22 protein-coding genes are annotated in these 22,935 nt (G+C 59.7%); 17 read left to right on the forward strand and 5 right to left on the reverse strand.

What is annotated here, in order from left to right; all coding sequences use genetic code 11:
* Window positions 1–167 precede the first annotated feature (167 nt).
* The 11 genes from B8991_RS01460 (at window position 168) to phoB (ending at window position 11,090) form a co-directional block, all read left to right on the forward strand.
* Window positions 168–1,058, forward strand: coding sequence for a YicC/YloC family endoribonuclease (locus B8991_RS01460; RefSeq protein WP_084350022.1), 891 nt, complete (start codon window positions 168–170; stop codon window positions 1,056–1,058).
* Window positions 1,059–1,061: 3 nt separating this feature from the next.
* The gene (gene gmk, locus B8991_RS01465; RefSeq protein WP_084350023.1) at window positions 1,062–1,706 is read left to right on the forward strand and encodes a guanylate kinase; all 645 of its coding nucleotides are present in this window, start codon (window positions 1,062–1,064) and stop codon (window positions 1,704–1,706) included.
* Entirely contained in the window at window positions 1,703–2,224 is a 522-nt protein-coding gene (locus tag B8991_RS01470) for a gamma carbonic anhydrase family protein (RefSeq protein ID WP_084350024.1), read from the forward strand. Before gmk ends, B8991_RS01470 begins: the two co-directional genes overlap by 4 nt.
* Before the next feature lie 194 nt (window positions 2,225–2,418).
* The gene (locus B8991_RS01475) at window positions 2,419–3,594 is read left to right on the forward strand and encodes a trans-sulfuration enzyme family protein (protein WP_084350025.1); all 1,176 of its coding nucleotides are present in this window, start codon (window positions 2,419–2,421) and stop codon (window positions 3,592–3,594) included.
* Complete coding sequence (locus tag B8991_RS01480) at window positions 3,591–4,622, forward strand: sensor histidine kinase (protein ID WP_084350026.1); 1,032 nt, start codon at window positions 3,591–3,593, stop codon at window positions 4,620–4,622. Before B8991_RS01475 ends, B8991_RS01480 begins: the two co-directional genes overlap by 4 nt.
* Before the next feature lie 262 nt (window positions 4,623–4,884).
* Window positions 4,885–5,925, forward strand: a complete 1,041-nt coding sequence (locus B8991_RS01485) for a substrate-binding domain-containing protein (protein ID WP_084350027.1) — start codon at window positions 4,885–4,887, stop codon at window positions 5,923–5,925.
* Window positions 5,926–6,018: 93 nt separating this feature from the next.
* Window positions 6,019–7,491: a phosphate ABC transporter permease subunit PstC gene (gene pstC / locus B8991_RS01490; RefSeq protein WP_084350028.1), complete on the forward strand. Its 1,473-nt coding sequence runs from the start codon at window positions 6,019–6,021 to the stop codon at window positions 7,489–7,491.
* Window positions 7,488–8,849 (forward strand): phosphate ABC transporter permease PstA, encoded by a 1,362-nt coding sequence (gene pstA / locus B8991_RS01495; protein WP_084350029.1) that lies wholly within the window; start codon window positions 7,488–7,490, stop codon window positions 8,847–8,849. The genes pstC and pstA overlap by 4 nt, the downstream gene beginning before the upstream one ends.
* 13 nt (window positions 8,850–8,862) lie before the next feature.
* On the forward strand, window positions 8,863–9,663 hold the full coding sequence (pstB, locus tag B8991_RS01500; RefSeq protein ID WP_084350030.1) for a phosphate ABC transporter ATP-binding protein PstB: 801 nt from the start codon (window positions 8,863–8,865) through the stop codon (window positions 9,661–9,663).
* Window positions 9,664–9,667: 4 nt separating this feature from the next.
* On the forward strand, window positions 9,668–10,399 hold the full coding sequence (gene phoU / locus B8991_RS01505) for a phosphate signaling complex protein PhoU (RefSeq protein WP_084350031.1): 732 nt from the start codon (window positions 9,668–9,670) through the stop codon (window positions 10,397–10,399).
* Between the two features lies 1 nt (window position 10,400).
* Window positions 10,401–11,090 carry a phosphate regulon transcriptional regulator PhoB gene (gene phoB, locus B8991_RS01510; protein WP_084350032.1) on the forward strand — a complete coding sequence of 230 codons (690 nt, stop codon included), beginning with the start codon at window positions 10,401–10,403 and terminating at the stop codon, window positions 11,088–11,090.
* A 183-nt stretch (window positions 11,091–11,273) separates the two neighbouring features.
* Here phoB and B8991_RS01515 read toward each other — a convergent pair whose 3' ends face one another.
* Both B8991_RS01515 and B8991_RS01520 read right to left on the reverse strand, forming a co-directional pair.
* Entirely contained in the window at window positions 11,274–11,792 is a 519-nt protein-coding gene (locus B8991_RS01515) for an acyloxyacyl hydrolase (RefSeq protein WP_084350033.1), read from the reverse strand.
* Between the two features lie 93 nt (window positions 11,793–11,885).
* Window positions 11,886–12,731 carry a glycosyltransferase family 2 protein gene (locus B8991_RS01520; protein ID WP_235866502.1) on the reverse strand — a complete coding sequence of 282 codons (846 nt, stop codon included), beginning with the start codon at window positions 12,729–12,731 and terminating at the stop codon, window positions 11,886–11,888.
* Window positions 12,732–12,928: 197 nt separating this feature from the next.
* On the opposite strand from B8991_RS01520, the gene B8991_RS01525 reads away from it, so the two are divergent.
* From B8991_RS01525 to B8991_RS01550, 6 genes are all read left to right on the forward strand, one after another.
* Entirely contained in the window at window positions 12,929–14,182 is a 1,254-nt protein-coding gene (locus B8991_RS01525; protein ID WP_084350301.1) for an imelysin family protein, read from the forward strand.
* A 47-nt stretch (window positions 14,183–14,229) separates the two neighbouring features.
* Window positions 14,230–15,768, forward strand: coding sequence for a di-heme oxidoreductase family protein (locus B8991_RS01530; protein WP_084350035.1), 1,539 nt, complete (start codon window positions 14,230–14,232; stop codon window positions 15,766–15,768).
* A gap of 1 nt (window position 15,769) precedes the next feature.
* Complete coding sequence (locus B8991_RS01535; RefSeq protein WP_084350036.1) at window positions 15,770–16,753, forward strand: imelysin family protein; 984 nt, start codon at window positions 15,770–15,772, stop codon at window positions 16,751–16,753.
* A 2-nt stretch (window positions 16,754–16,755) separates the two neighbouring features.
* Window positions 16,756–17,826 (forward strand): DUF1513 domain-containing protein, encoded by a 1,071-nt coding sequence (locus B8991_RS01540; protein WP_084350037.1) that lies wholly within the window; start codon window positions 16,756–16,758, stop codon window positions 17,824–17,826.
* Window positions 17,827–17,974: 148 nt separating this feature from the next.
* A complete protein-coding gene (locus B8991_RS01545; RefSeq protein ID WP_084350038.1) occupies window positions 17,975–18,769 on the forward strand; it encodes a sulfite exporter TauE/SafE family protein in 795 nt (264 codons plus the stop codon).
* Between the two features lie 270 nt (window positions 18,770–19,039).
* A complete protein-coding gene (locus tag B8991_RS01550) occupies window positions 19,040–21,241 on the forward strand; it encodes an NADP-dependent isocitrate dehydrogenase (RefSeq protein WP_084350302.1) in 2,202 nt (733 codons plus the stop codon).
* A gap of 130 nt (window positions 21,242–21,371) precedes the next feature.
* On the opposite strand, the gene B8991_RS01555 is transcribed toward B8991_RS01550, so the two are convergent.
* The 3 genes from B8991_RS01555 to B8991_RS01565 all read right to left on the reverse strand — a co-directional run bounded on the left by B8991_RS01555 (window position 21,372) and on the right by B8991_RS01565 (window position 22,876).
* Complete coding sequence (locus B8991_RS01555; RefSeq protein ID WP_084350039.1) at window positions 21,372–21,827, reverse strand: host attachment family protein; 456 nt, start codon at window positions 21,825–21,827, stop codon at window positions 21,372–21,374.
* Complete coding sequence (locus B8991_RS01560) at window positions 21,827–22,057, reverse strand: hypothetical protein (RefSeq protein WP_084350303.1); 231 nt, start codon at window positions 22,055–22,057, stop codon at window positions 21,827–21,829. The genes B8991_RS01555 and B8991_RS01560 overlap by 1 nt, the downstream gene beginning before the upstream one ends.
* Window positions 22,058–22,267: 210 nt before the next feature.
* Window positions 22,268–22,876 (reverse strand): superoxide dismutase, encoded by a 609-nt coding sequence (locus B8991_RS01565; protein WP_084350040.1) that lies wholly within the window; start codon window positions 22,874–22,876, stop codon window positions 22,268–22,270.
* Window positions 22,877–22,935 lie beyond the last annotated feature (59 nt).

A 22,935-nucleotide genomic window follows, 5' to 3' on the forward strand; every position in this document is an offset into this window, starting at 1 on the left:
TGAGGTTAATTTGGCTTCACAAAGGTTACGAATACCTTAATAGCGCATGGCGATCACCGTTTCGCCACATTTCTTTCCAAAAGGTTAACGCATCCTCTGACCGGGTTCGCTTGCCAGCGCGGCCCGGATTGCGTAACCGATAGGCAACCGACCTGAAAGGAACATTCATGCGGCAGTCGATGACCGGTTTTGCCTCGGGGCAGGGCAGTGCGGGGCGCTACCGTTGGACATGGGAGATCCGCAGCGTCAATGCACGCGGGCTGGATCTGCGTCTGCGTGTTCCCGATTGGATCGAGGGGTTGGAGACTGCGTTGCGCGCCTGTTTAGGCAAGGCCGTAAAGCGCGGAAATATAACGCTGAACTTGCGCTTACAGGCTGATGAAGGCGCGGCACCTCAACAGCTGAACGCGGACCAACTGGACGCAACCCTGACGGCGTTGGCAGAGGTAGAGACCCGCGCGATGGATCGTGGCATCACGCTGGCACCCGCCACCGCGACCGGAATTTTGGCGTTGCGCGGCATCCTCGACAACAGCACAACCGATACGGACACCGCTGGGTTGCGCGATACATTGGAAGCGGATTTTATCCCTGTTCTCAAAAGCTTCTGCGCCATGCGGGAAGCAGAGGGTGAGGCATTGCAATCCATTCTGACCGCCCAGATCGACCAGATCAAGCTGCTGACGGGCGAAGCCGAAACGCTTGGCGAGGTGCGTCGCAAAGACATGGCTGCGCGGATGAAAACCGCGCTTTCGCGCGCGCTGGATAATACCGACGGTGCCGATCCGGACCGGGTGGCGCAGGAATTGGCACTGATCGCGGTCAAGGCGGATGTGACAGAAGAGCTGGACCGCCTGCACGCGCATGTCGCCGCCGCCCGTGATCTTCTGGCCAGCGATGGTCCCGTGGGACGCAGGTTGGATTTTCTGACTCAGGAATTCAATCGCGAAGCCAACACATTGAGTTCGAAGGCACAATTCCAGCCCTTGACGCGCGTCGGGCTGGACCTGAAGACGGTGATCGACCAGATGCGCGAACAAGTTCAGAACGTGGAGTAGGCAATGACCGACCGGCGCGGCCTTTTGATTATCCTGTCCTCGCCTTCGGGTGCGGGCAAATCAACCCTGTCCAAGCGGTTGCTGGAATGGGATCCCAGCCTGCGCTTTTCCGTTTCCGCAACGACACGCGCGCCCCGTCCCGGCGAAGTTGACGGCAAGGACTATCATTTCATGGCCGAAGAGCAGTTCAAGCATGACGTCATCGAAGGCCAGATGCTGGAACATGCCCATGTTTTCGGCAACTTCTACGGCTCTCCCATGGCACCGGTTCAAGCGGCAATCGAAGCCGGGCGCGACGTTTTGTTCGACATTGACTGGCAGGGCGCACAGCAGATTTCCAACTCTGTCCTGCGTGATTTCGTGCTGTCAGTTTTCGTTCTGCCGCCCTCGATTGCCGAATTGCGCCGCCGTCTGGAAAGCCGTGGGCAAGACAGCGCCGAGGTGATCGCCAAGCGAATGCAGAAAAGCTGGGACGAGATTAGCCACTGGGACGGTTACGACTATGTGCTGGTCAATGACGATCTGGATCAGAGCTTTGAAAAGCTGCGCACCATCGTGACAGCAGAACGGCTGCGCCGCGCGCAGCAACCCGGCCTGCTGGATCATGTTCGCAATCTGCAAAAGGAATTCGAGGAGATCTCCGCATGACACTGTATAGCATCGACGAACAAGCGCCTGATATTGCTGAAGATAGCTGGGTTGCGCCAGATGCGAACCTGATCGGGCGTATTGTTCTGCAAACGGGCGCATCGGTCTGGTTCGGCAGTACTTTGCGCGGCGATAATGAGGAAATTCTGATCGGCGAAGGCTCGAACGTGCAGGAGAACTGCGTGTTTCATACCGATATCGGCTATCCGCTGACAATCGGCGCTGGGTGTACCATTGGCCATAAGGTCATGCTGCACGGGTGTACCATCGGGCAAAACTCGCTGATCGGCATGGGGGCAACCGTGTTGAATGGCGCGAAGATCGGTGACAATTGCCTGATTGGTGCCGGTGCGCTGATCACCGAAGACAAGGAAATTCCCGACGGCGCGCTGGTCATGGGTGCGCCCGGCAAAGTTGTGCGTCAGTTGGACGATGCCGCCATCGAAGGGTTGCGCCAAAGTGCGCGCCATTATCAGGACAACATGCGGCGGTTCCGCGCCGGGCTGAAGCCGGTCTGAAACGGCACACCACGTCCTGCGGCATGTTTTGCATTAACCCTGATTATGTCGAAGATGTGGCCGTCATCCGTTCACATGCAGGCGCGGCCACTGCGTAAAAGCGCCGCCGTTAACCGTGATCGTGCCAAATTGGACAAGTTATTCACAACAGATCTGGACTCCAAAAGACAGTCATACATCCGAAAGGACACTCCATGAAGCCTACGCTCATCCGCCCCGGTGGGCTGCCACCGGGCGCACAACACGCGGTTGTCACGCCGCTGATGCCATCGGTGGTTTATGCCGCCGACAGCCCGGATGCGCTGGACGCTCAATATGGCGGCGTTGTCGAGGGGTATACCTATGCGCGTGAGGGGCATCCCAACGCGGACGTGCTGGCGCGCCGCATTGATGCGATGGAAGGGGCGACCGGCGGGCTGGTCGTCGGGTCCGGCATGGCGGCGGTGACCGCGGTTCTGTTGGGTTTGCTGGAATCGGGCGATCATGTGCTGGGGGGTGATCAGCTTTATGGGCGGTCGCTGCGGATGCTGAAAGAGGACCTGCCGCGCCTGGGCATCGCCACGTCGCAAGCCGATCCCACAGATATTGACGCGATGCGCGCCGCTCTGCGTCCAGAGACCACGCTGATCCTGATCGAGGTTGTCTCGAACCCGACGCTGCGCGTGGCCGACATGAACGGGCTGATCGAGCTTGCCCGTGAAAAGAACATCCTGCTGGCCGTGGACAATACCTTCACGACCCCTCGTGCCATCCGGCCGCTGGAGATGGGCGCCGATATTCTGATCCATTCGGTCACCAAGCTGATGGCGGGGCATTCCGACGTGACGCTGGGATATGTGGCTGCAAAGGACGAAGCCCTGCGCCGCAAGCTGTACGATTTTGCCGTGACCACAGGGCTGACCGCCAGTCCCTTTGATTGCTGGCTGGCCGAGCGCGGTTTGATGTCCTTTGACCTGCGTTTCGACCGGGCAGAGGCGACAGCGCAGCGCCTGGCCGATCATCTGGCCGGGCAGGCGGGCGTGAAACGGGTGCTCTATCCCACGCGCGTCGATCACCCCGATCACGCCCGCGCGCAGGGGCTGTTGCAAGGGCACGGCTGCAACATGGTCAGCTTTGAGCTGGACCGCGGGCGCGACGCGGCCAATGCCTTTGTCAAAGGTGCCGATGGCGTGGCCTTTGCGCCGACGCTGGGCGATGTGGGTACCACGCTGTCACACCCCGCCAGTTCCTCGCATCGCAGCCTGACCCCCGCACTGCGCGCCTCGCTCGGCTTGACCGAAGGGTTCTTCCGCGTCTCGGTTGGTCTCGAAGATCCTGCGGCCCTGCTTGCCGTGTTCGACAAAGGGCTGGAGGCGGCAAGGCAGGCATGAGTTCTGATCTGGCAAAAGCGCTGATCGACGCGATCCCGCTGGCGACGATCCTGGTCGGCGCAGATGAACGCGTGCAAGCTGCCAATGCCGAGGCCGACAAGCTGCTTGGTCCGGGCACCAGGGGGCGGCATTTTATAGCCGTGCTGCGCCAGCCTGCCGTTCTTGATGTCATCGAAGGATGCCTGCGTGACGGATCGGCGGCGACAGCGCGCTATCTGACATCGGTCGGGGCGCAGGACGTCACCTACAAGGTCAGCGCGCGGCACGTTCCGGATGCAGGCGCGTTGATCTGTTTCGAGGATGTCACGCATATGGAGCAAGCCGTACAGATGCGCCGTGACTTCGTGGCAAATGTCAGCCACGAGTTGCGCACGCCGCTGACTGCGCTGATGGGCTTCGTGGAAACGCTGCGTGGCCCCGCGCGCGAGGATGCCGCGGCACGCGAGCGCTTTCTTGGGATCATGCAGCGTGAGGCCAACCGGATGAATCGGCTTGTCGGAGACCTGTTGTCACTCAGCCATGTCGAATCGGAAGAGCGGGTCCGTCCGACCGCGCGGGTCGATCTGTGCGGATTGGTCCGCTCCACATCGCATTCGCTTGCGCCTTTGGCCGAGGATGCCGGGGTGACCCTGATGTTGGATCTGCCCGAGAACGGGTTTGATATTGCGGGCGATTCCGATCAACTGCGTCAGGTTCTGATTAACCTCACAGAAAATGCGATCAAATATAGCGGGCGCGGATCGACGGTTATGATGTCGGTCACGAGCCCAGTCTACCAACCGCGTTTGCGGAGCGATGGCACCCAGCTGACGGTGCGGGACACCGGACTGGGCATCGACGCGATCCATATTCCCCGCCTGACGGAACGGTTCTACCGCGCCGACAGCCACCGGTCGCGAGAGATGGGCGGCACCGGACTGGGATTGGCAATCGTCAAGCACATCATCAATCGCCATCGTGGCCGGATGCGCATTACCAGTGAAAAAGGGCAGGGGACGACCGTCACCGTTTTGTTGCCCATTGGATAGACATATCAGACGGAATTGCCGAGATTCTTGCGGTGTATTCCCTTGAGAAGATCATATTTTCGGTTTTCGAAATGTGAATGAAGTCATTTTTAACTACGTATTATCAATCGCTTAGTTTTGAATCTTCCACGCATCACCCCCAGCGGCGTCAATGTCATAAAACCGTTACGTACTTGTCACAAAACCATAGCGTGCCCGTCTTATGTCCTCGCTCAGGGTCATCACGAGGATGACTGCGAATTTTGTCAAACAGGAGCCACCTATGTCTTCCGTAAAACTAACCGCCTCTGCACTGGCGATTGCTGCCGTTTCCGCCACAGCCGCTGCGGCGCGTGACCAGGTACAAGTTGCAGGTTCCTCGACCGTGCTGCCATATGCCTCGATCGTGGCCGAAGCCTTTGGCGAAAACTTCGACTTCCCGACACCTGTCGTGGAATCGGGCGGATCGTCGGCCGGGCTCAAGCGTTTCTGCCAGGGTGTTGGCGAAGAGCACACAGATATTGCCAACTCTTCGCGCAAGATCCGCGAAAAGGAAATTCAGGCCTGTGCCGAAAACGGTGTGACCGACATCGTCGAAGTCCGCATCGGCTATGATGGGATCGTCTTTGCCAGCCAGTTGGACGGCCCGGCGTATACCGAGTTCACCCAGTCCGACATCTTCAACGCCTTGGCACCGAAGGTCATGGTTGACGGCGCGCTGGTCGACAACCCCTATACAAAGTGGTCCGATTTCAACGCTGATCTGCCGGCCGAGGAAATCCTTGCTTTCATCCCCGGCACCAAGCACGGGACGCGTGAAGTGTTCGAGGAAAAGGTGATCGCGGTTGGCTGTGAAGAAACCGGCGCAATGGAAGCGATGATCGCGGGCGGCATGGATGAAGATGCGGCCGAAGATGCCTGCCTTCAAGTGCGCAGCGACGGCCGCTCCGTTGATATTGACGGCGACTACACCGAAACGCTGGCCTCGATCGACGCCAACTCAAACGCCATCGGCGTGTTCGGCCTGGCGTTCTACGAGAACAATACCGACGTGCTGAAAGTCGCGACAATGGGCGGTGTCGAACCGACCACCGAAAGCATCGCAAGCGGCGAATATCCGGTCTCGCGTCCGCTGTTCTTCTATGTGAAGAAAGCTCATATCGGTGTGATCCCTGGCCTGAAAGAGTTTGCCGAATTCTTCGTCGCTGACGAGATCGCAGGCCCGGATGGCCCGCTGGCCGAATATGGTCTGGTTTCCGATCCGGAACTGGCCGACACCCAGAACGCGGTCGCCGACGAACAGACCATGAGCGCAGAGATGTAATCAGGCGTCTGCCTGACTGCCGGGGGGCGGAACACGTGGCCGCCCCCATTTCTTCGTTTGACCTATTGAACTGACAAACACACTGGGGGGCTTATGCCTGTTTTCTGGCTCGTGATTGTGGTGCTCGCACTTGCGGCGGTCGGGTATATCCTGGGCCGGTCCCGGGCGCTGAACAGCGCCGGAGGGGACATTCGCCGGTTGCATTCACTGCCGTCCTACTACGGTTGGAACGCGGCGCTGAAGGTAATCATACCGGCGTTGCTTTTGCTGGTGGTCTGGCTGCTGGCACAGCCATTCTACGTCAACAGCGTTGTGTCAAAGATGATCCCGCAAGCCGAGATTTCCGAAGGGTCAAGCCGCGGTCTGGTGATGGCCGAGGTTCGTCGTACGGCCAACGGCCTTGACAGCATCGCTGCCGCCGGCCTGATCGACGATGATGCGACGCGCAATTTGCGGGTAGACACCACCGACGTCACCAAGCTTCTCAAGGATGCGGGTCAGGTGGTGACATCGGGCATCACCCAGCCGGTGCTTGCCGCGGCTCAGCATTACCGGATCATGAAAGCGTCCGGCGATCTTATCATGTCGATTGCCGTTGTGGCGTTTGCCTTGGCCGGATTGCTGTGGGGTGTCAGAGAAAGCCATTTCGATTTCCGCGCACGCAACGTGGTGGAACAGGTCGTTAAGGCGCTGCTGATTGCAGCCGCGTCGATCGCTGTCCTGACCACCGTAGGCATCGTCTTTTCGCTGATCTTCAACACCTGGGAATTCTTCCGACTGTACCCGGCGGCGGATTTCTACACGCTGTTCGAATGGGCACCCAGCTTTTCGGGCCGTGGTGGCGCGTCCAGCCTTGGCATTCTGCCGCTGCTCTGGGGTACGTTCTATATCTCGCTTGTGGCCTTGATCGTCGCGGTCCCGGTTGGTCTGTTTGCCGCCATCTACCTGTCCGAATATGCCAGCCCGACCGTACGGGGCTTTGCCAAGCCAATGCTTGAGCTGTTGGCGGGCATTCCAACAATTGTCTACGGCCTGTTTGCCTTGCTGACCGTTGGCCCGATGTTGCTGACTGTGTTCGGCGATGACGGTCTTGGCTGGATGCAAGGCGGACGCGCGGTAATGACAGCAGGCATCACGATGGGCATCATGCTGATACCTTTTGTCAGTTCCTTGTCGGATGACATCATCAACTCTGTCCCTCAGTCGATGCGCGACGGGTCTTACGGGCTGGGTGCGACCAAATCCGAAACCATCAAGCAGGTTGTTCTGCCCGCCGCTTTGCCGGGCATTATCGGTGCTGTTCTTCTGGCCGCCTCGCGCGCGATCGGCGAGACGATGATCGTGGTGCTTGGGGCAGGGGCCGCGGCCCGGCTGTCGCTCAATCCGTTTGAGGCGATGACGACCGTAACCGCCAAGATTGTCAGCCAATTGACCGGCGACAGTGACTTCGCCTCGCCCGAGGCGCTGGTGGCCTTCGCCCTTGGCATGAACCTTTTCATCCTGACCTTGGCGCTGAACGTGCTGGCACTTTACATCGTGCGCAAATACCGGGAGCAGTACGAATGACCGACGCAAGCTTTACCCCGCCCGGACGTGTACCTCCGCCACGCCACGGCTCGCTCATCACACTTGATGCCCGTACAAAAAAGCGTAACGCCGCCGAAAAGCGGTTTCGCATGTATGGCATCGCTGCCATTGCCACTGGGCTTATCTTCCTGATGGTGTTGCTGACCGCTATTATCTCCAACGGTAAAGGGGCTTTTCAACAGACGTTCATCACCACGCAGGTCTTTCTGGATCCGGCCAAGCTGGACAAGAACGGCAACCGGGACATTGACGACATCAAGAAGGTCTCGACCTTTGGTTACACACCGCTTCTGCAAAACGCGATTTTTGCCGAAGTAACAGATCGCGGTATCGAGACACCTCTGAGCAAAGCCAGCGAGATGAAGGCGCTGACATCGGCGTCTGCTGCGGCGCAGGTGCGTGATGTGGTGATCGAGAACCCAGACATGATCGGCGATACGGTCGAGTTTCGCATCCTCGCGTCGTCGCGTGTCGATGGCTATCTCAAAGGGCGTGTATCCCGCGAAAGCGTTATCCGTGACAAAAGCATAGATGCCGAACATCTGGACCTTACTGATGCTCTGGTAGACGCAGGTGTCATCGAGAAACGTTTCAACCTCAGCTTCATCACTGGCGCGGATGCATCCGAAAGCAGAGCGGAACAAGCCGGTATGGGGGTTTCGATCCTGGGCTCGCTGTTTATGATGATGGTGGTGCTTGTTCTGTCGCTGCCCATCGGTGTCGCGGCCTCTATCTATCTGGAGGAGTTTGCAAAACAGAACCGTTGGACGGATCTGATCGAGGTGAATATCTCGAACCTCGCGGCGGTGCCGTCCATCGTGTTTGGTATCCTGGGCCTTGCCGTGTTCATCCAGTTTGCGCATCTGCCGCAATCCGCGCCGCTGGTCGGCGGGCTGGTGCTGACGCTGATGACGTTGCCGACGATCATCATTTCGACCCGAGCGTCGCTGAAGGCCGTGCCGCCTTCGATCCGGGATGCAGCGCTTGGCATTGGGGCCTCGAAGATGCAGTCCGTGGTTCACCATGTCTTGCCGCTGGCCGCGCCCGGCATTCTGACCGGGACAATCATCGGGCTGGCGCAGGCGCTCGGGGAAACCGCGCCGCTCTTGCTGATCGGGATGGTAGGCTACATTGCGTCGAACTATCCCGACGGGATCGCGTCGGGCTTTCTGGATCCGAACTCTGCCATGCCCGCACAGATTTACGAATGGGCAAAACGCGCCGACCCGGCCTATTACGAACGCGCCTGGGGGGGCATCATCATCCTGCTGGTTGTCCTGCTTTCGATGAACCTTATCGCGATTATCCTGCGCCGCCGCTTTGAGCGTCGCTGGTAAACGGAGACCAAACATGTACGATGCGCCTAAATCTCTGGAGACGACCTTGGACCAGAAAACCGCCAAGATTACAGCCCGTGACGTTCAAGTTCATTACGGCGACAATCACGCCATCAAGGACGTGAACGTGAACATCGAAGCCAATACCGTCACCGCATTCATCGGACCTTCGGGCTGCGGAAAATCGACGTTTTTGCGCTGTATCAACCGGATGAATGACACGATCGACATCTGCCGTGTGCAGGGGAAAATCCTGCTCGACGGTGAGGATATAAACGACAAGCGTGTCGACCCGGTGCAACTGCGCGCCAAGGTCGGCATGGTCTTCCAGAAACCCAACCCGTTCCCGAAGTCGATTTACGACAATATCGCATACGGTCCGCGCATTCACGGGCTGGCAAAGAACAAGGCTGATCTTGACGAAATCGTTGAGAAATCCCTGCGTCGCGGCGCCATCTGGGAAGAGGTCAAGGACCGGTTGCATGCCTCTGGCACCGGGCTGTCAGGCGGGCAACAGCAGCGCCTGTGCATTGCACGCGCCATTGCCACGGAGCCCGAGGTTTTGCTGATGGACGAGCCTTGTTCGGCGCTGGATCCCATCGCCACGGCTCAGGTCGAAGAGCTGATCGACGAATTGCGCCAGCAGTATTCGGTGGTGATCGTCACACATTCCATGCAGCAGGCCGCAAGGGTCAGCCAGCGGACCGCATTCTTTCATCTCGGCAATCTTGTCGAGTTCGGTGACACGGTCAAGATCTTCACAAACCCCGAAGACAGCCGCACCGAAAGCTATATCACTGGCCGGATCGGATAGAACCATGAACGACAGCAGACATATCGCATCGGCTTTTGACCGGGATCTAGACTCGATCCATGCGAAAATCCTGAAGATGGGGGGGCTGGTCGAGGCGTCCATCGTCGACTCTTCCAAAGCGCTGGAAAGCCGCGATCAGGAACTGGCCGAAAAGGTGCGTCGCGGCGATGCTGCCATTGATGCGCTGGACGAGCAGATCAACGACGAGGTTGCCAACCTCATAGCACTTCGCGCGCCAACAGCCGTCGATTTGCGGACAGTGCTGGCGATCATGCGGATGACCTCGAACCTGGAACGGATAGGTGATCTATCGAAGAACCTTGCCAAACGCTCTGACGTGCTGGGACAGCTAACGCAGATTTCCGGCGCAACCGGGTCGATCCGGCGCATGACGCGCGAGGTCGAGGCGATGCTGAAGGATGCTTTGGATGCGTTCATCCAGCGCGATCCCGATTTTGCACGCGACGTGATCGAGCGCGACCGCGAGGTTGACGAGATGTACAACACGCTGTTCCGTGAATTCCTGACCTTCATGCTGGAGGATCCGCGTAATATCACCGCCTGCATGCATTTGCATTTCATCGCCAAGAACGTCGAGCGCATGGGCGACCATGTCACCGCGATCGCCGAGCAGGTGCTGTTCTACGTCACCGGGGAAACGCCGGAAGGATCGCGACCAAAAGCGGATGTCACATCCTCGGATATGAAATATAACCCCGAAGCGGAGCCAGACTAGGATGAGCGCGTCACAACCAACAGTACTCGTGGTCGAGGACGAAGCCTCACAACGTGAAATCCTGTCCTACAATCTGGAGGCTGAAGGGTTTCGCGTCGCCGTCGCCGAGAACGGCGAAGAGGCGATGCTGCTTGTTGCGGAAGAGGCGCCGGACCTCGTGGTGCTGGACTGGATGTTGCCGAACGTCTCGGGGATCGAGGTTTGCCGCCGCATAAAAAGCCGCTCTGATACCCGTAGTATTCCGGTCATCATGCTGTCGGCCCGCACCGAAGAGGTGGACCGGGTCCGCGGGTTGGAAACCGGCGCTGACGACTATGTCGTAAAGCCGTTTTCGGTCGTAGAACTTATGGCGCGGGTGCGCGCGCAGCTGCGCCGGACACGGCCCGCGACAATGGGCGCGCGTCTGGAATATCTCGATATCCTTCTGGATGCCGAAACCCACAAGGTCACACGCGCGGAAGCACCGCTGAAACTGGGTCCGACAGAGTTTCGGCTGCTGGCGACCTTTCTGGAAAAGCCGGGCCGGGTCTGGTCGCGTGAACAACTTCTCGATCGGGTCTGGGGCCGGGACATCTATGTCGATACGCGCACCGTTGACGTTCATATCGGACGTCTGCGCAAGGCGTTGTGTCAATATGGCGGCAAAGATCCTCTGCGTACGGTTCGGGGTGCGGGCTACGCGCTGGGTTAGAGATCTCGTTCGACATTCATTTGGTATGGCAGATGATCCAGAATGGAATGGGCCTTTCGCTCATATATCATTCGCATAATCAGTATTATGTAAATATTGGTGATGCGCATGGCATAGAATTGCAGCCTGAATGGACATTTCGTCCATAAGCCGCCGTAAGAGCCATGCCTCGCTCTGTATCGTTCAGTTCGTTGGAATGCTGACACGCAACTGGATCGTCTCAAGCCCAAGGTTGTCGCCGTACAACCCGGCATTCGAGCGGTGATCGTAGGCCAGACCGAACCGCGCGCCGCTGCGTCCTTGAAGGCCAAACTCGATACCGGACCGGAATTCGATCGGGCCACCAAGATCCGGGCCGCCACCTTGCAGATACAGACCGGTCATCGCGTGAAGCTGCATATAGGCGCTCTGGCTGCGGTTGCTCATCGTATAGGCATGTCCCAAACCGGCCCAGGCATCGCCGCGCCCGGTGACCGATAGACCATAGATCATCTGAAACGGACCATGCGCCTTGCGCGTATCGCGGCGAATGTAGATTTCTTCGTCCACATGCTCGTCCTGGAAATACACGCCGCCGCCAGAGATGGCAGTATATGACGGCACCTGATTGTAAGCGAGACAGCCCTCATTCGGACAGTGGTTTTGCGACATGTCCCAAAGCCCGAGCGCAAGGGTCAATACTGCAAAAGTTCCGTCGGCCATGCTGTTCTCCGTTCCTTGACTTGGCGCGTCTGAATGCCCCGGAATGCCGATATTGTCCAGTGTTTGTGCTGGCCGGTTTTACACCTTCATCCGCTATTGCTCAAAGGTTTCGAACCAATCGGGCAGCACAGTGCGAAACGGAAATTTCAACGCGCGCGCCTTGACGAGGCCCAGACGCTCGCTGCGTGCGGGATCGTTGGAAAGCGCACGAAAGGCCTTTGCGCGCGCCTTGTGCCACGGCAGCACGGGCTTTGCCCGGAAACTGGCCAGAAACTGCGCCGCATCTGCATAGGCTTCCCGCCAACCCGCGCCGGGCAATCCTTTTTGTCCTGCGTTTGACATTGCAACGCGGTCGGCATTGACCGTTTCCAACGCGTCCAGATTGGCATATTTCAGATGCACCAGATACAGCCCCTCCGGCATCACAAAGGGAAAATCCGCCAGTCTGCGTGGCGGCACTTTGGTGCCGTGCAATGTCAGATTGACCGGCTTGGACTGCGCGAAAGCCTTGCTGTAATGACCTGTAAAGGAAACATTTTTCCGCGTTCTCCAAAGCCCGTCCCGCAAAGGTCCGTCTTCGGGCTGTTCGACCAGATCAAGGCCAAGCGCGGTAAGGACGGGCACCCTGCCCGCTGCGGCAAAGATCTGCTGAAGCGAGCCGATAGCGGGATCGGCGCAGATCAATTCGTCCGCATCCGTGCGGATCACCCAGTCATAGCTGGAAAGTAGTCCTGCCTGAAACGCGTTCAGCAATTCCGAACGCTTCCGGTCGAAATAGCTGAGGTCATCTCGCGGAATCGTCCAGATACTGGCGCCCGGACAGATCCGCTGTACCTCTGGATCGGCACCATGCGCCACGATGTACAGCGCGTCGGCCCCCAGTAGCTGCGCGTAGTGCCGATACCAGACATCCAAAGCCCAATAATCTTTGTAAACCATTGTCAGTGCGCATATTTTCATGTCGCCCCCGCGTTTCGAGGTAAATGGTTAGCCGCGGTAATACCGGCTGACAAGGGGCTGACCTGAACAGCCACAATCCTGATTGTTCTTGTCGGATTGACTTATCCTAGTCTTTTTGTCAGTAACTTGGCCAGAAATCCAATCAAGCCCACCGCGAACCGACAGGAAAGACTATGATGATACGCACGATGACCGCCGCCTGCGCCCTGGCCGCGTTTTCCACGCCGCTGATGGCCGGCAAGGCTGACGTTCTGAACACATATGCCGACATCGCACAGGCCGGGTACGAGGACAGCGTGACCACCGCACAGCGTCTGTCGGATGCCATCGATGCGCTTTTGGAAAAGCCGTCTGCCCAAACATTAACCCGTGCCCGCGAAGCCTGGATTGCCGCGCGTGTGCCCTACCAGCAGACAGAGGTGTTCCGTTTCGGGAATGCCATCGTTGATGACTGGGAAGGCAAGGTCAACGCTTGGCCGCTGGATGAAGGCCTGATCGACTATGTCGCCGATGATGCCGGCCCGACCGATGAAAACCCCTATGCCGTACTGAACGTAATTGCGCAGCCGACCTTTACCCTGTCAGGTCAGGAAATTGACGCGACCGCGATCACGCCAGAGCTTCTGGAAACCACGCTGCACGAGGCCGATCAGGTCGAAGCAAATGTCGCAACCGGTTATCATGCCGTGGAATTTCTGCTTTGGGGTCAGGATCTGAACGGCACGGATCATGGCGCGGGTGACCGGCCGTGGACGGATTACGCCACGGGCGATGAGTGCACCAATGGCAATTGTGACCGGCGCGGCGAATATCTGCGCGCAGCGACCGATCTGTTGCTCTCCGATCTGGAATGGATGGCGGCGCAATGGGGCGCAGAGGGCGAAGCGCGCAGCACGTTGACCGCGGATGAAGATGCCGGGCTGGTGGCGATGCTGACCGGGATGGGCAGTCTGTCCTACGGCGAACAGGCGGGCGAGCGGATGAAGCTGGGCGTCATGCTGAACGATCCCGAAGAAGAGCATGACTGCTTTTCCGACAATACCCATAACAGCCATTTCTATGACGGTCTGGGCATTCGCAACGTCTATACCGGGCATTACACGCGCGTCGATGGCAGCATCGTGAGCGGCGAAAGCCTGTCCGATCTGGTCGCCGAGGCCGATGCGGATGTTGACGCAGGCTTGCGCACGCAGCTTGATGCAACCATGGCGCGTCTGGCGGCGATCAAATCCACGGCCGAGGCTGGCACCAGCTATGATCAGATGTTGGCGCGCGGCAATGACGCCGGCGAAGCCCTGATCATGAGCGCGGTTGACGCACTGGTGAACCAGACCCGCGGGATTGAGCGCGCAGTGACCGCGCTCGGTCTGGACGGCGTCGGCATCGAAGGCTCCGACAGCCTTGACGATCCGGACGCAGTCTTTCAGTAAACGGCTCAAACGGGGCGGCGACTGGGCCGCCCCGACAGGATCACCACATGACGTCTCGTCTGGCTCTTACATCACTGGCTTTTGCCTTGGTGCCTTTCGCGGGGCTGGCAGAACTGCCGACGGATCACCCGCTGGCCACCCTGCCCCGCACCGATGCCGAGATCGCCCGGATCGCCCGCGCCGTCGCGCCGCCCACCGATTTCTCGGTGCCGGAACCGTTTGAGGCCAATCCCGGCGGGGCGGCCACCGTGCGGGCGCGCGACACAGCAGACGCGTTTTCGCTACCATCTGGCAATGTCAGCTTTGAGGACGAGTTGGACTTCAAGCTGGGCAACGGGTTGTTCCGCAAGTTGTGGGTCTCGTCGCCCTCCTCGACCCGCGCGTCGGACGGTCTGGGGCCGGTCTATAACGCGCGTTCGTGTCAGCGATGCCACCTGAAGGACGGGCGCGGACACACGCCCGAAGGGCCGGACGACAGCAATGTGTCGATGTTTCTGCGCCTGTCGGTGCCCAGCGATGCAAATCCCTCGAAGATCGAAACCTACCTGACCAGCATCGGTGACACCACGCCGCGCACCCGTCCGGATCCCGTCTATGGCGGACAATTGCAGGATTTCGCAGTTCCTGGCCACGCGGCCGAAGGGCAAATGCGCGTGACCTACACGGAATACCCGGTGACGTTAAACGATGGCGAAGTCGTGATGCTGCGGTCGCCAAGCTACAGCATCGCCGACGCAGCCTATGGCGCGCCTTCGCCGGACATCCAGCTCTCTGCCCGACTGTCCCCGCAGATGATCGGGCTTGGCCTGCTGGAGGCGATTCCGGCAGAGGATATTCTGGCGCTTGCCGACCCCGAGGATAGCGACGGTGACGGCATTTCCGGCAAGGCGCAGGTGGTCTGGTCTGTCGAGTTCGATCGCCCGATGCTGGGGCGTTTCGGGTGGAAAGCCGGCAATCCTTCCGTTCTGGAACAGGCAGCCAGCGCCTTTGCGGGCGATATTGGTATCTCCAACCCATTGTTTCCAAACGCGGCAGGCGACTGCACCGCCCGGCAGGACGCCTGCGTGGCGGGTCCGCATGGCGATGACGATGCGCGCGGAACAGAGATCGACGCCGAAGGCTTGGACCTTGTTACCTTCTACAGCCGCAACCTTGGCGTCCCTGCCCGACGTGACATCGACGATCACCAAGTGTTGCGCGGCAAGGAGGTCTTTCACACCTCCGGATGCGCAAGCTGCCACCAGCCGAAATTCGTCACCGCGCGGCTGAAGGATCAACCGGAACAGAGCTTTCAACTGATCTGGCCGCATACCGACATGCTTCTGCATGACATGGGCGAAGGTCTTGCCGACAACCGGCCAGAGCTGCGCGCGACGGGCCGGGAGTGGCGCACCGCACCGCTTTGGGGTATCGGTTTGACACGGCAGGTCAGCGGCCACGAAGCGTATCTGCATGATGGTCGCGCCCGCACCCTGCTGGAGGCAATCCTCTGGCATGGCGGCGAGGCCGAAACTGCCCGCGAGTCCGTGATCGGGTTGGACAAACCCGACCGCGAAGCCCTGATCCGCTATTTGGAAAGCCTGTGACATGCGCCTGATCCTTGCCCTTGCCTTCGCCGCCGGTCCTGCCTTTGCAGGCGTCCCGGAGGCCGTGAACGACCATATCCTGCCGATGACGGCACGTTTTTCAAATGCCGCTGAAAATCTGTCTACCTCTGCAAAGAATGACTGTACAGCCAATGCCTTGCAGGACGACTTTCAAGCTGCTTTCGATGCATGGATGGGGATCTCCTACCTTCGGATCGGGCCTGTCGAACAAGACGGGCGCGCCTTGGCGATCCAGTTCTGGCCAGATACGCGGGGTTTGGTGCCGCGCACCGTCGCAAGGTTGATCGCGGATAAGGATGCTGCCGCCCAGACCGCGAAGCAGTTTGCCGACGTTTCCATCGCAGGCAGAGGCTTCGCCGCGCTGGAACGGGTGCTGTTCGAGCCGAAATTTTCCGGTTACGCACCAGACAGTTACACCTGTACGCTCGCGCAGGCGATGAGTGCCGATCTGGCGCAGATGGCGGATGCCATAGCTAAAGAATGGCGCGACGAATATGCCCAGACAGTCACGACCGCCGGGGATGCCGGGAACACCACTTTCTTGACAAAATCCGAGGCAGCACAGGCGCTTTACACCACGCTGACGACGGGGATCGAACTCAACGCGGATCAACGCCTTGGTCGGCCTTTGGGCACGTTCGACCGCCCGCGCCCCACACGGGCCGAGGCGTATCGTTCGGGACGATCGCTGCGCAATGTTATACTATCACTCGAATCTTTGCATGGTTTCGCACAAGCGCTTGCCGACGGTCCGACCCCGCAGATTGATGCCGGTTTCGACATTGCACTGCAAACCGCGCGCGATCTGGATGATCCAATCTTCGCGGGTGTGGCAGATCCGCAAGGCCGCCTGCAAGTTGAGATCCTGCAACAGAAAATCAAGGCGCTCCTGCCCGCGATCGCCAATGAGGTCGGCGTACCACTTGGCGTGTCGGCGGGGTTCAACGCGACGGATGGAGATTGAGGATGATCGCACGGCGCGCTTTTCTCGGAAGCCTTCTCGCGGCGGCAAGCGCGCCACGGCTTAGCTGGGCGGATGTTGGCAGCCCGGCATGGCTTGGCGCGGCGCGGGATGCGGACGGGGCCTATGTGCTGCTGGGGCTGGCGCGGGACGGGACGGAGCGGTTTCGCATTGCCCTACCCACGCGTGGTCATGCCGCCGCAGCCCACCCCACAGCGCCCGAGGCGGTGGCCTTTGCGCGGCGTCCGGGCACGTTCGCGCTGGTCATCAACTGCCTGACCGGTGAGGTTGAGCACCGGCTGCAAAGCCCCGCGGGGCGGCATTTCTACGGGCACGGCGCGTTTATTGCGGGCGGTGACATCCTGTGCACCACCGAAAATCAGATCGACACGGGTGCTGGCCGGATCGGGCTCTGGTCCCGCAAACGGGGCTATGCGCGGATTGGAGAGATCGTCAGCCACGGGATTGGCCCGCATGAGATCCTCAGCACAGTGGATGATGTTCTGGTGGTCGCCAATGGCGGCATCCGCACGCATCCCGACCGGGGCCGCGACAAGCTGAACATCCCCCAGATGCGGCCAAGCCTTGCCTATATCGCCCCGGACGGCGCGCTGCTCGAAGAGGTCGTGCTTGATCCAGGGCTCCACATGAACTCGATCCGTCATCTGGCGCAAGCGCCTGATCGCACCGTCGGTTTTGCGATGCAATGGCAGGGAGAGTCCTCGGACCCCGTGCCGCTGCTTGGATTGCATGAACGCGGCAAAGAACCGCGTCTGCTTTCTGCCGATCTTGGCGAACAGTTGGTGATGCAGGGCTATGCCGGCAGTGTCGCGTTCAGCCGCGACGGCACCGATGTCGCGATCACGTCACCGCGTGGCGGGCGCATCCACCGGTTCGATGTCGCCACGGGTGCCGTGCAAAGCCTTGCCCGCGCAGATGTTTGTGGCATCGCTGCCGGGCCTGACGGGATGGTGGCAACGGATGGGCTGGGCGGTATGATGCGTCTTGGTACCCGGCCCGAACCGATAGCACGCTTTGAAGGGCTTAGCTGGGATAACCATCTTATCGCCCTCTAACCCCTTGCAATGCCCCGATTTCGCGGTCAAGTTGCGGCGCAAGACAGGGACAGAGGTCCAGAAGACCCGTCCGTCCTTGCACTGACCACAAGAAATTCAGGCGCTGTGCCCGCCTGCCCGTTTTGCGGCGGGGCTGACAGGATGATCCATGGACCTCGCTGCGCTGACCTATTTCAATGACCTTCCGACATTGATGCTCGGCGTTCTGGCGGTGTTTCTGGTGGGCCTGTCCAAGGGCGGTCTGGGCGGCGCGATGGCGCTGATTGCTGTGCCGCTCTTGGCCTTTGTAATGCCGCCGATGCAGGCGGCGGCCCTGCTGCTGCCGGTCCTTCTGGCCATGGACGCCATGAGCCTTTGGGCATGGCGCGGCTATTACGACAAGCAACTGTTGCTGCAAATGCTGCCCGCCGCTGTGCTGGGTATCGTGATCGGGGCGTCGGCGGTGTCGATCACCTCGGATGATTTCGTGCGGCTGCTGGTCGGGCTTGTGGCGCTGCTGTTCGTTCTGCGTGTCGCCATCGGCGCGCGCGGCAAGACGGGCGGCGTTCCGGCGCGCCGGAACGGGCTGCTCGCCACGATATTCGGCACGCTGGCGGGCTTCACCAGCTTTGTGGCCCATGCAGGCGGCCCGCCCTTTCAGGTCTACGCCATGCCGTTGCGGCTGGACCCGAAGATCTTCACAGGCACATCGGTGATCTTTTTCGCGGTCGTCAACGCGATCAAGGTCATCCCCTACGCCGCGCTGGGGGAATTCACCGCGCAGTCGCTCTGGTCCGCGCTTGTGCTGCTGCCCGTCGCCTTGGTGTCAACCTTCGTGGGGGCGGCGATTGTCAAACGCATGCGGGCCGAGGTTTTCTATCCGCTGATGTATGGGATGGTCGCCATAGTGGCCTGCAAGCTGATCTATGACGGCCTGAGCGGAATGATGACGGGCGGCGCGTGACCCGCTTACCCCGGCGCGCGTGCCTGCCGAACTCCGGCTGAAAATGCCAGCGGAGTCTGTCCGATAACGCGGCAGATCGCCACTGTTTGCGCCCATTGTACGCCATTGTATGCAGAGCGCATTGACACGCTGCACCCGCTGATCTAGGCGACAGGCAACTGCGCGGAACCGGGGGTCGTGGATGCCCTGCGTGCCTTCCCGCCGCGTGCCTCGGGCGCCGCCACGCATCCTGCCTGGCCGCCCGTCCTGAATGCGGAGACGGCTGACATCATGGCGAATTCAGAAACACCCGATATCATCTATACCATCGTCGACGAGGCCCCGGAACTGGCCAGCGCGTCGCTGCTGCCGATCATCCGGTCTTTTGCCAAGGCAGCAGACATCGGGATCGAGACGCGCAACATTTCCGTTGCCGGGCGCATCCTTTCGGCATTCCCCGATTTCCTGACCGAAGAGCAGCGCATTACCGATGACCTTGCCGAGCTGGGCAAACTGGTCAAGCAACCGACCGCAAATGTCATCAAGCTGCCCAATATCTCGGCCTCGCAGCCGCAATTGAACGCCGCGATCAAGGAACTTCAGGGTCAGGGATACGCCCTGCCCGACTATCCGTCCGATCCGCAAAGCGATGCCGAAAAGGACATTCAGCGCCGCTATGACGCGATCAAGGGCTCTGCCGTGAACCCTGTGCTGCGCGAAGGCAACTCTGACCGGCGCGCGGCCAAGGCGGTCAAGGCCTATGCGATGCAAAACCCGCATTCGATGGGCAAATGGTCCGCCGACAGCCGGACCCATGTCGCGCAGATGGAGGGCAATGACTTCTTCTCGAACGAGAAATCCGCCACGATCAGTGCCGCTCAGGCCGGGCCTGCCAAGATCACCTTCACCGCCGAAGACGGCACCGAAACAGTGCTGAAAGACGGGCTGAGCTATGACGAAGGCACCGTCGTCGATGCCACCTTCATGTCCGCTGCCGCGCTGCGCGAGTTCATCCGCGCCGAAGTGGCCAGCATGGAGCCGGGCGTGCTATTCTCGGTTCACTTGAAAGCCACGATGATGAAGGTCTCAGATCCAATCATTTTTGGCCATTTCGTCAGCGTCTACCTGGAAGATTTCCTTTCCAAGCACGGCGACACCGTCGCGGCGCTGGGTTGGACTCCGAATGCCGGGATCGGCGATCTGGATGCAAAGATCGCCGGCAATGCAGAGCTGGAGGCCGACCTGAAAGCGGCGCTTGACGGCAAACCGCCGCTTTACATGGTCAATTCCGACCGAGGCATCACCAACCTGCATGTATCGTCCGATGTGATCATCGACGCATCCATGCCCGCCGTGATCCGCGCGGGTGGTATTGGTTGGGGGCCGGACGGCAAGGCGGCGGAAACCAAATGCTGCATTCCCGACAGTTCCTATGCGCCGGTCTATGACGAAACGATCAAGTATTTCAAAGAGAACGGCGCGCTTGACCCGACCACTTGCGGTGCGGTGTCCAATGTCGGGCTGATGGCCCAGAAGGCCGAGGAATACGGCTCTCACCCAACCACGTTCGAAATGGACGGCAAAGGCACGGTCCGCATCGTTCTGGGCAATGGGGACGTGCTGCACGAACACGCCGTGAACAAAGGCGACATCTGGCGTTCCGCTACGGCAAAGAAAGCCCCGATCGAGGATTGGATCCAGCTTGGTATCGCGCGCACCAAAGCCACGGGTGCCGCGGCCTTCTGGCTGGACGCGAACCGTGCCCATGATGCGGAACTGATCAAATATGTGAAGCCCGCGCTGGCGGGTGCCGGTTTGGACATTCCGATCATGGCACCGCGCGACGCGACCCGCTTCACGCTGGAGACGATGACCAAGGGCGATGATTGCGTCACCATCACCGGCAACGTGCTGCGCGACTACCTGACAGACCTGTTCCCGATCCTCGAACTGGGCACCTCGGCCAAGATGCTGTCGATCGTCAAACTGATGAATGGCGGTGGCTTGTTTGAAACCGGGGCCGGCGGCTCTGCACCCAAGCACGTCCAGCAGTTGATGGAAGAGAACCACCTGCGTTGGGACAGCCTTGGCGAGTTCTGTGCGCTTGGCGAGTCGCTGAAGTTCCTAGCCGAAAGCCGGGGCAACGCCCGTGCCGAGATCATGGGCGAGGCCGTAGAGGACGCGACCCAGAAGCTTCTGGAGACCAACAAATCGCCAGAGCGCAAGGTCGGTCTGCTCGACAACCGGGACAGCCACTACTGGTTCGCCCGCTACTGGGCCGAAGCACTTGCCGCGCAGTCGAAAGATGCCGACCTTGCCGCGCATTTCGCGCCCATCTCCAAGGCGCTGGTTGACGGTGAAGAGGCCATCTCGACCGAGATCAATGCAGCCGAAGGCAAACCCGTCGATCTGGGTGGCTACTATCACGGCGATCCTGACAAGACGTCCACGGTCATGCGCCCCAGCACCACGCTGAACGGGATCATCGGCTGACCCTGACGGGTCAAAAGAAAGGCGCTGTCAGGAATCGATCCTGACAGCGCCAGTCAATATTCAAAGCCCAATCAGCCGGTAGATGTTCTCAAAACCGGATGCGAAACAGATACCTGTTCCATCCAGAATATTAGCGCTCTGCCAGTTCGGCCTTGATCAAAGCCTCGATCTTGTCGATCGGATGGTTGGTGTATGTCTTGGGTATCTCGGCAATCACGCGCGACGACACTTCCATGTGCAGCTTGTCCCGCAATTCGCCAAGGATATTCGGTGGCGCGGCGATGACCAGCTTCTCGAACTCATTCTTGTACGCTTTCTGATACAGAATGTCGGAAAGTTCGTCGGCAAAACGCTCTTTCGCAAGCTCGTGCCAATCCGTGTCATCCATCGCAGAGCGTTGCCCCACGCCCGTGTCGTGCATGCGACCCGGCCGATTGGCGGATTGCTCGCGGTCGGACGGATTGTCCTGCTCTTCGTGCTGCATCACGTTAAGGTCGGGATCTTGCGCATCCAGATCGTTACGAAGAAACAAGGCCTTCTCGCCATCCGCAACAAGGATCCAAGTGCCTTTTGAAAGTGCGACCATTACACTTTCTCCTTGTCACCACTACGATTCTGATCCTGTCCCAACGGGCGCGTCTTACCCGCCGAAGTTTCATCATACCGTTTTTCTTCGTCGCGGGTGCCGACCTTTCGGGCGATCTCGCCGCCCGACCGCCCTGCCACCGAGGGTTGGTCTTCCAGATTCTCAGGCTTCTCGCCCAAGACCTGCTCTGTCTCGCGTGTGCCGTCGGTTGATCGCTTTCTGTCTGCCATGACGTCCTCCTTTGGCTGCATCACTGAACCAACCCCCGCAGCGGCACTCCTGTTCCATGTCACCGTGACAGTTGTCGGGGTTTCGGCACCGCGACGTCTGCAATATTGAAATCCGTCAACCATTGCGCAGATTTGCTGACGCTGGCCGCCATGCAAAACGCCCCGCAGCGCAGGGCCACGGGGCGTTCAAATCGATTAGGTCGGGGCAGTTCAGGCTTTGGACAGCCGCTCTGCCACGTTATCCCAGTTCACAAGGTTCTCCAGGAAGTTGGACAGGTAAGCCGGACGCTTGTTGCGGAAGTCGATGTAGTAGGAATGCTCCCACACGTCACAGCCCAGAAGTGCTGTCTGGCCGAAGCAGACCGGATTCACGCCATTCTCTGTCTTGGTAACTTTCAGGCTGCCGTCACCATCGACGACCAGCCAAGCCCAGCCAGAGCCGAACTGACCTGCACCCGCAGCCGAGAAATCCTCTTTGAACTTCTCGACCGAGCCGAAAGCATCCTTGAGGCGCGATTCAAGCTCTCCGGGCATGTCACCCGAGCCTGGCCCCATCATTTCCCAGAACTGGGTGTGGTTCCAGTGCTGCGAAGCGTTGTTGAAGATACCGGACTGGGCGACGGCGTTGGCATCATATGTGCCCTTGATGATCTCTTCGAGAGATTTGTCCGCCCACTCGGTCCCGTCGATCAGCTTGTTGCCGTTGTCGACATAGGCCTTGTGGTGAATGTCGTGGTGATATTCCAGAGTCTCCTGCGACATGCCTTTGCTGGCAAGGGCGTCGTGGGCATATGGAAGATCGGGAAGTTCGAAAGCCATTTTGGGGTCCCCCTAAGTGTTGTGGCTGCTATATGATAACTGCGCATTCCGTTCAGTAA

The sequence above is a fragment of the Primorskyibacter flagellatus genome (assembly GCF_900176485.1).
Lineage (GTDB): Bacteria > Pseudomonadota > Alphaproteobacteria > Rhodobacterales > Rhodobacteraceae > Primorskyibacter > Primorskyibacter flagellatus.

Coding starts and splice junctions, on each gene's coding strand:
- B8991_RS01460 (WP_084350022.1), top strand. CDS start 168: ATGCGGCAGTCGATGACCGGTTTTGCCTCGGGGCAGGGCAGTGCGGGG.
- gmk (WP_084350023.1), top strand. CDS start 1,062: ATGACCGACCGGCGCGGCCTTTTGATTATCCTGTCCTCGCCTTCGGGT.
- B8991_RS01470 (WP_084350024.1), top strand. CDS start 1,703: ATGACACTGTATAGCATCGACGAACAAGCGCCTGATATTGCTGAAGAT.
- B8991_RS01475 (WP_084350025.1), top strand. CDS start 2,419: ATGAAGCCTACGCTCATCCGCCCCGGTGGGCTGCCACCGGGCGCACAA.
- B8991_RS01480 (WP_084350026.1), top strand. CDS start 3,591: ATGAGTTCTGATCTGGCAAAAGCGCTGATCGACGCGATCCCGCTGGCG.
- B8991_RS01485 (WP_084350027.1), top strand. CDS start 4,885: ATGTCTTCCGTAAAACTAACCGCCTCTGCACTGGCGATTGCTGCCGTT.
- pstC (WP_084350028.1), top strand. CDS start 6,019: ATGCCTGTTTTCTGGCTCGTGATTGTGGTGCTCGCACTTGCGGCGGTC.
- pstA (WP_084350029.1), top strand. CDS start 7,488: ATGACCGACGCAAGCTTTACCCCGCCCGGACGTGTACCTCCGCCACGC.
- pstB (WP_084350030.1), top strand. CDS start 8,863: ATGTACGATGCGCCTAAATCTCTGGAGACGACCTTGGACCAGAAAACC.
- phoU (WP_084350031.1), top strand. CDS start 9,668: ATGAACGACAGCAGACATATCGCATCGGCTTTTGACCGGGATCTAGAC.
- phoB (WP_084350032.1), top strand. CDS start 10,401: ATGAGCGCGTCACAACCAACAGTACTCGTGGTCGAGGACGAAGCCTCA.
- B8991_RS01515 (WP_084350033.1), bottom strand. CDS start 11,792: ATGGCCGACGGAACTTTTGCAGTATTGACCCTTGCGCTCGGGCTTTGG.
- B8991_RS01520 (WP_235866502.1), bottom strand. CDS start 12,731: ATGGTTTACAAAGATTATTGGGCTTTGGATGTCTGGTATCGGCACTAC.
- B8991_RS01525 (WP_084350301.1), top strand. CDS start 12,929: ATGATACGCACGATGACCGCCGCCTGCGCCCTGGCCGCGTTTTCCACG.
- B8991_RS01530 (WP_084350035.1), top strand. CDS start 14,230: ATGACGTCTCGTCTGGCTCTTACATCACTGGCTTTTGCCTTGGTGCCT.
- B8991_RS01535 (WP_084350036.1), top strand. CDS start 15,770: ATGCGCCTGATCCTTGCCCTTGCCTTCGCCGCCGGTCCTGCCTTTGCA.
- B8991_RS01540 (WP_084350037.1), top strand. CDS start 16,756: ATGATCGCACGGCGCGCTTTTCTCGGAAGCCTTCTCGCGGCGGCAAGC.
- B8991_RS01545 (WP_084350038.1), top strand. CDS start 17,975: ATGGACCTCGCTGCGCTGACCTATTTCAATGACCTTCCGACATTGATG.
- B8991_RS01550 (WP_084350302.1), top strand. CDS start 19,040: ATGGCGAATTCAGAAACACCCGATATCATCTATACCATCGTCGACGAG.
- B8991_RS01555 (WP_084350039.1), bottom strand. CDS start 21,827: ATGGTCGCACTTTCAAAAGGCACTTGGATCCTTGTTGCGGATGGCGAG.
- B8991_RS01560 (WP_084350303.1), bottom strand. CDS start 22,057: ATGGCAGACAGAAAGCGATCAACCGACGGCACACGCGAGACAGAGCAG.
- B8991_RS01565 (WP_084350040.1), bottom strand. CDS start 22,876: ATGGCTTTCGAACTTCCCGATCTTCCATATGCCCACGACGCCCTTGCC.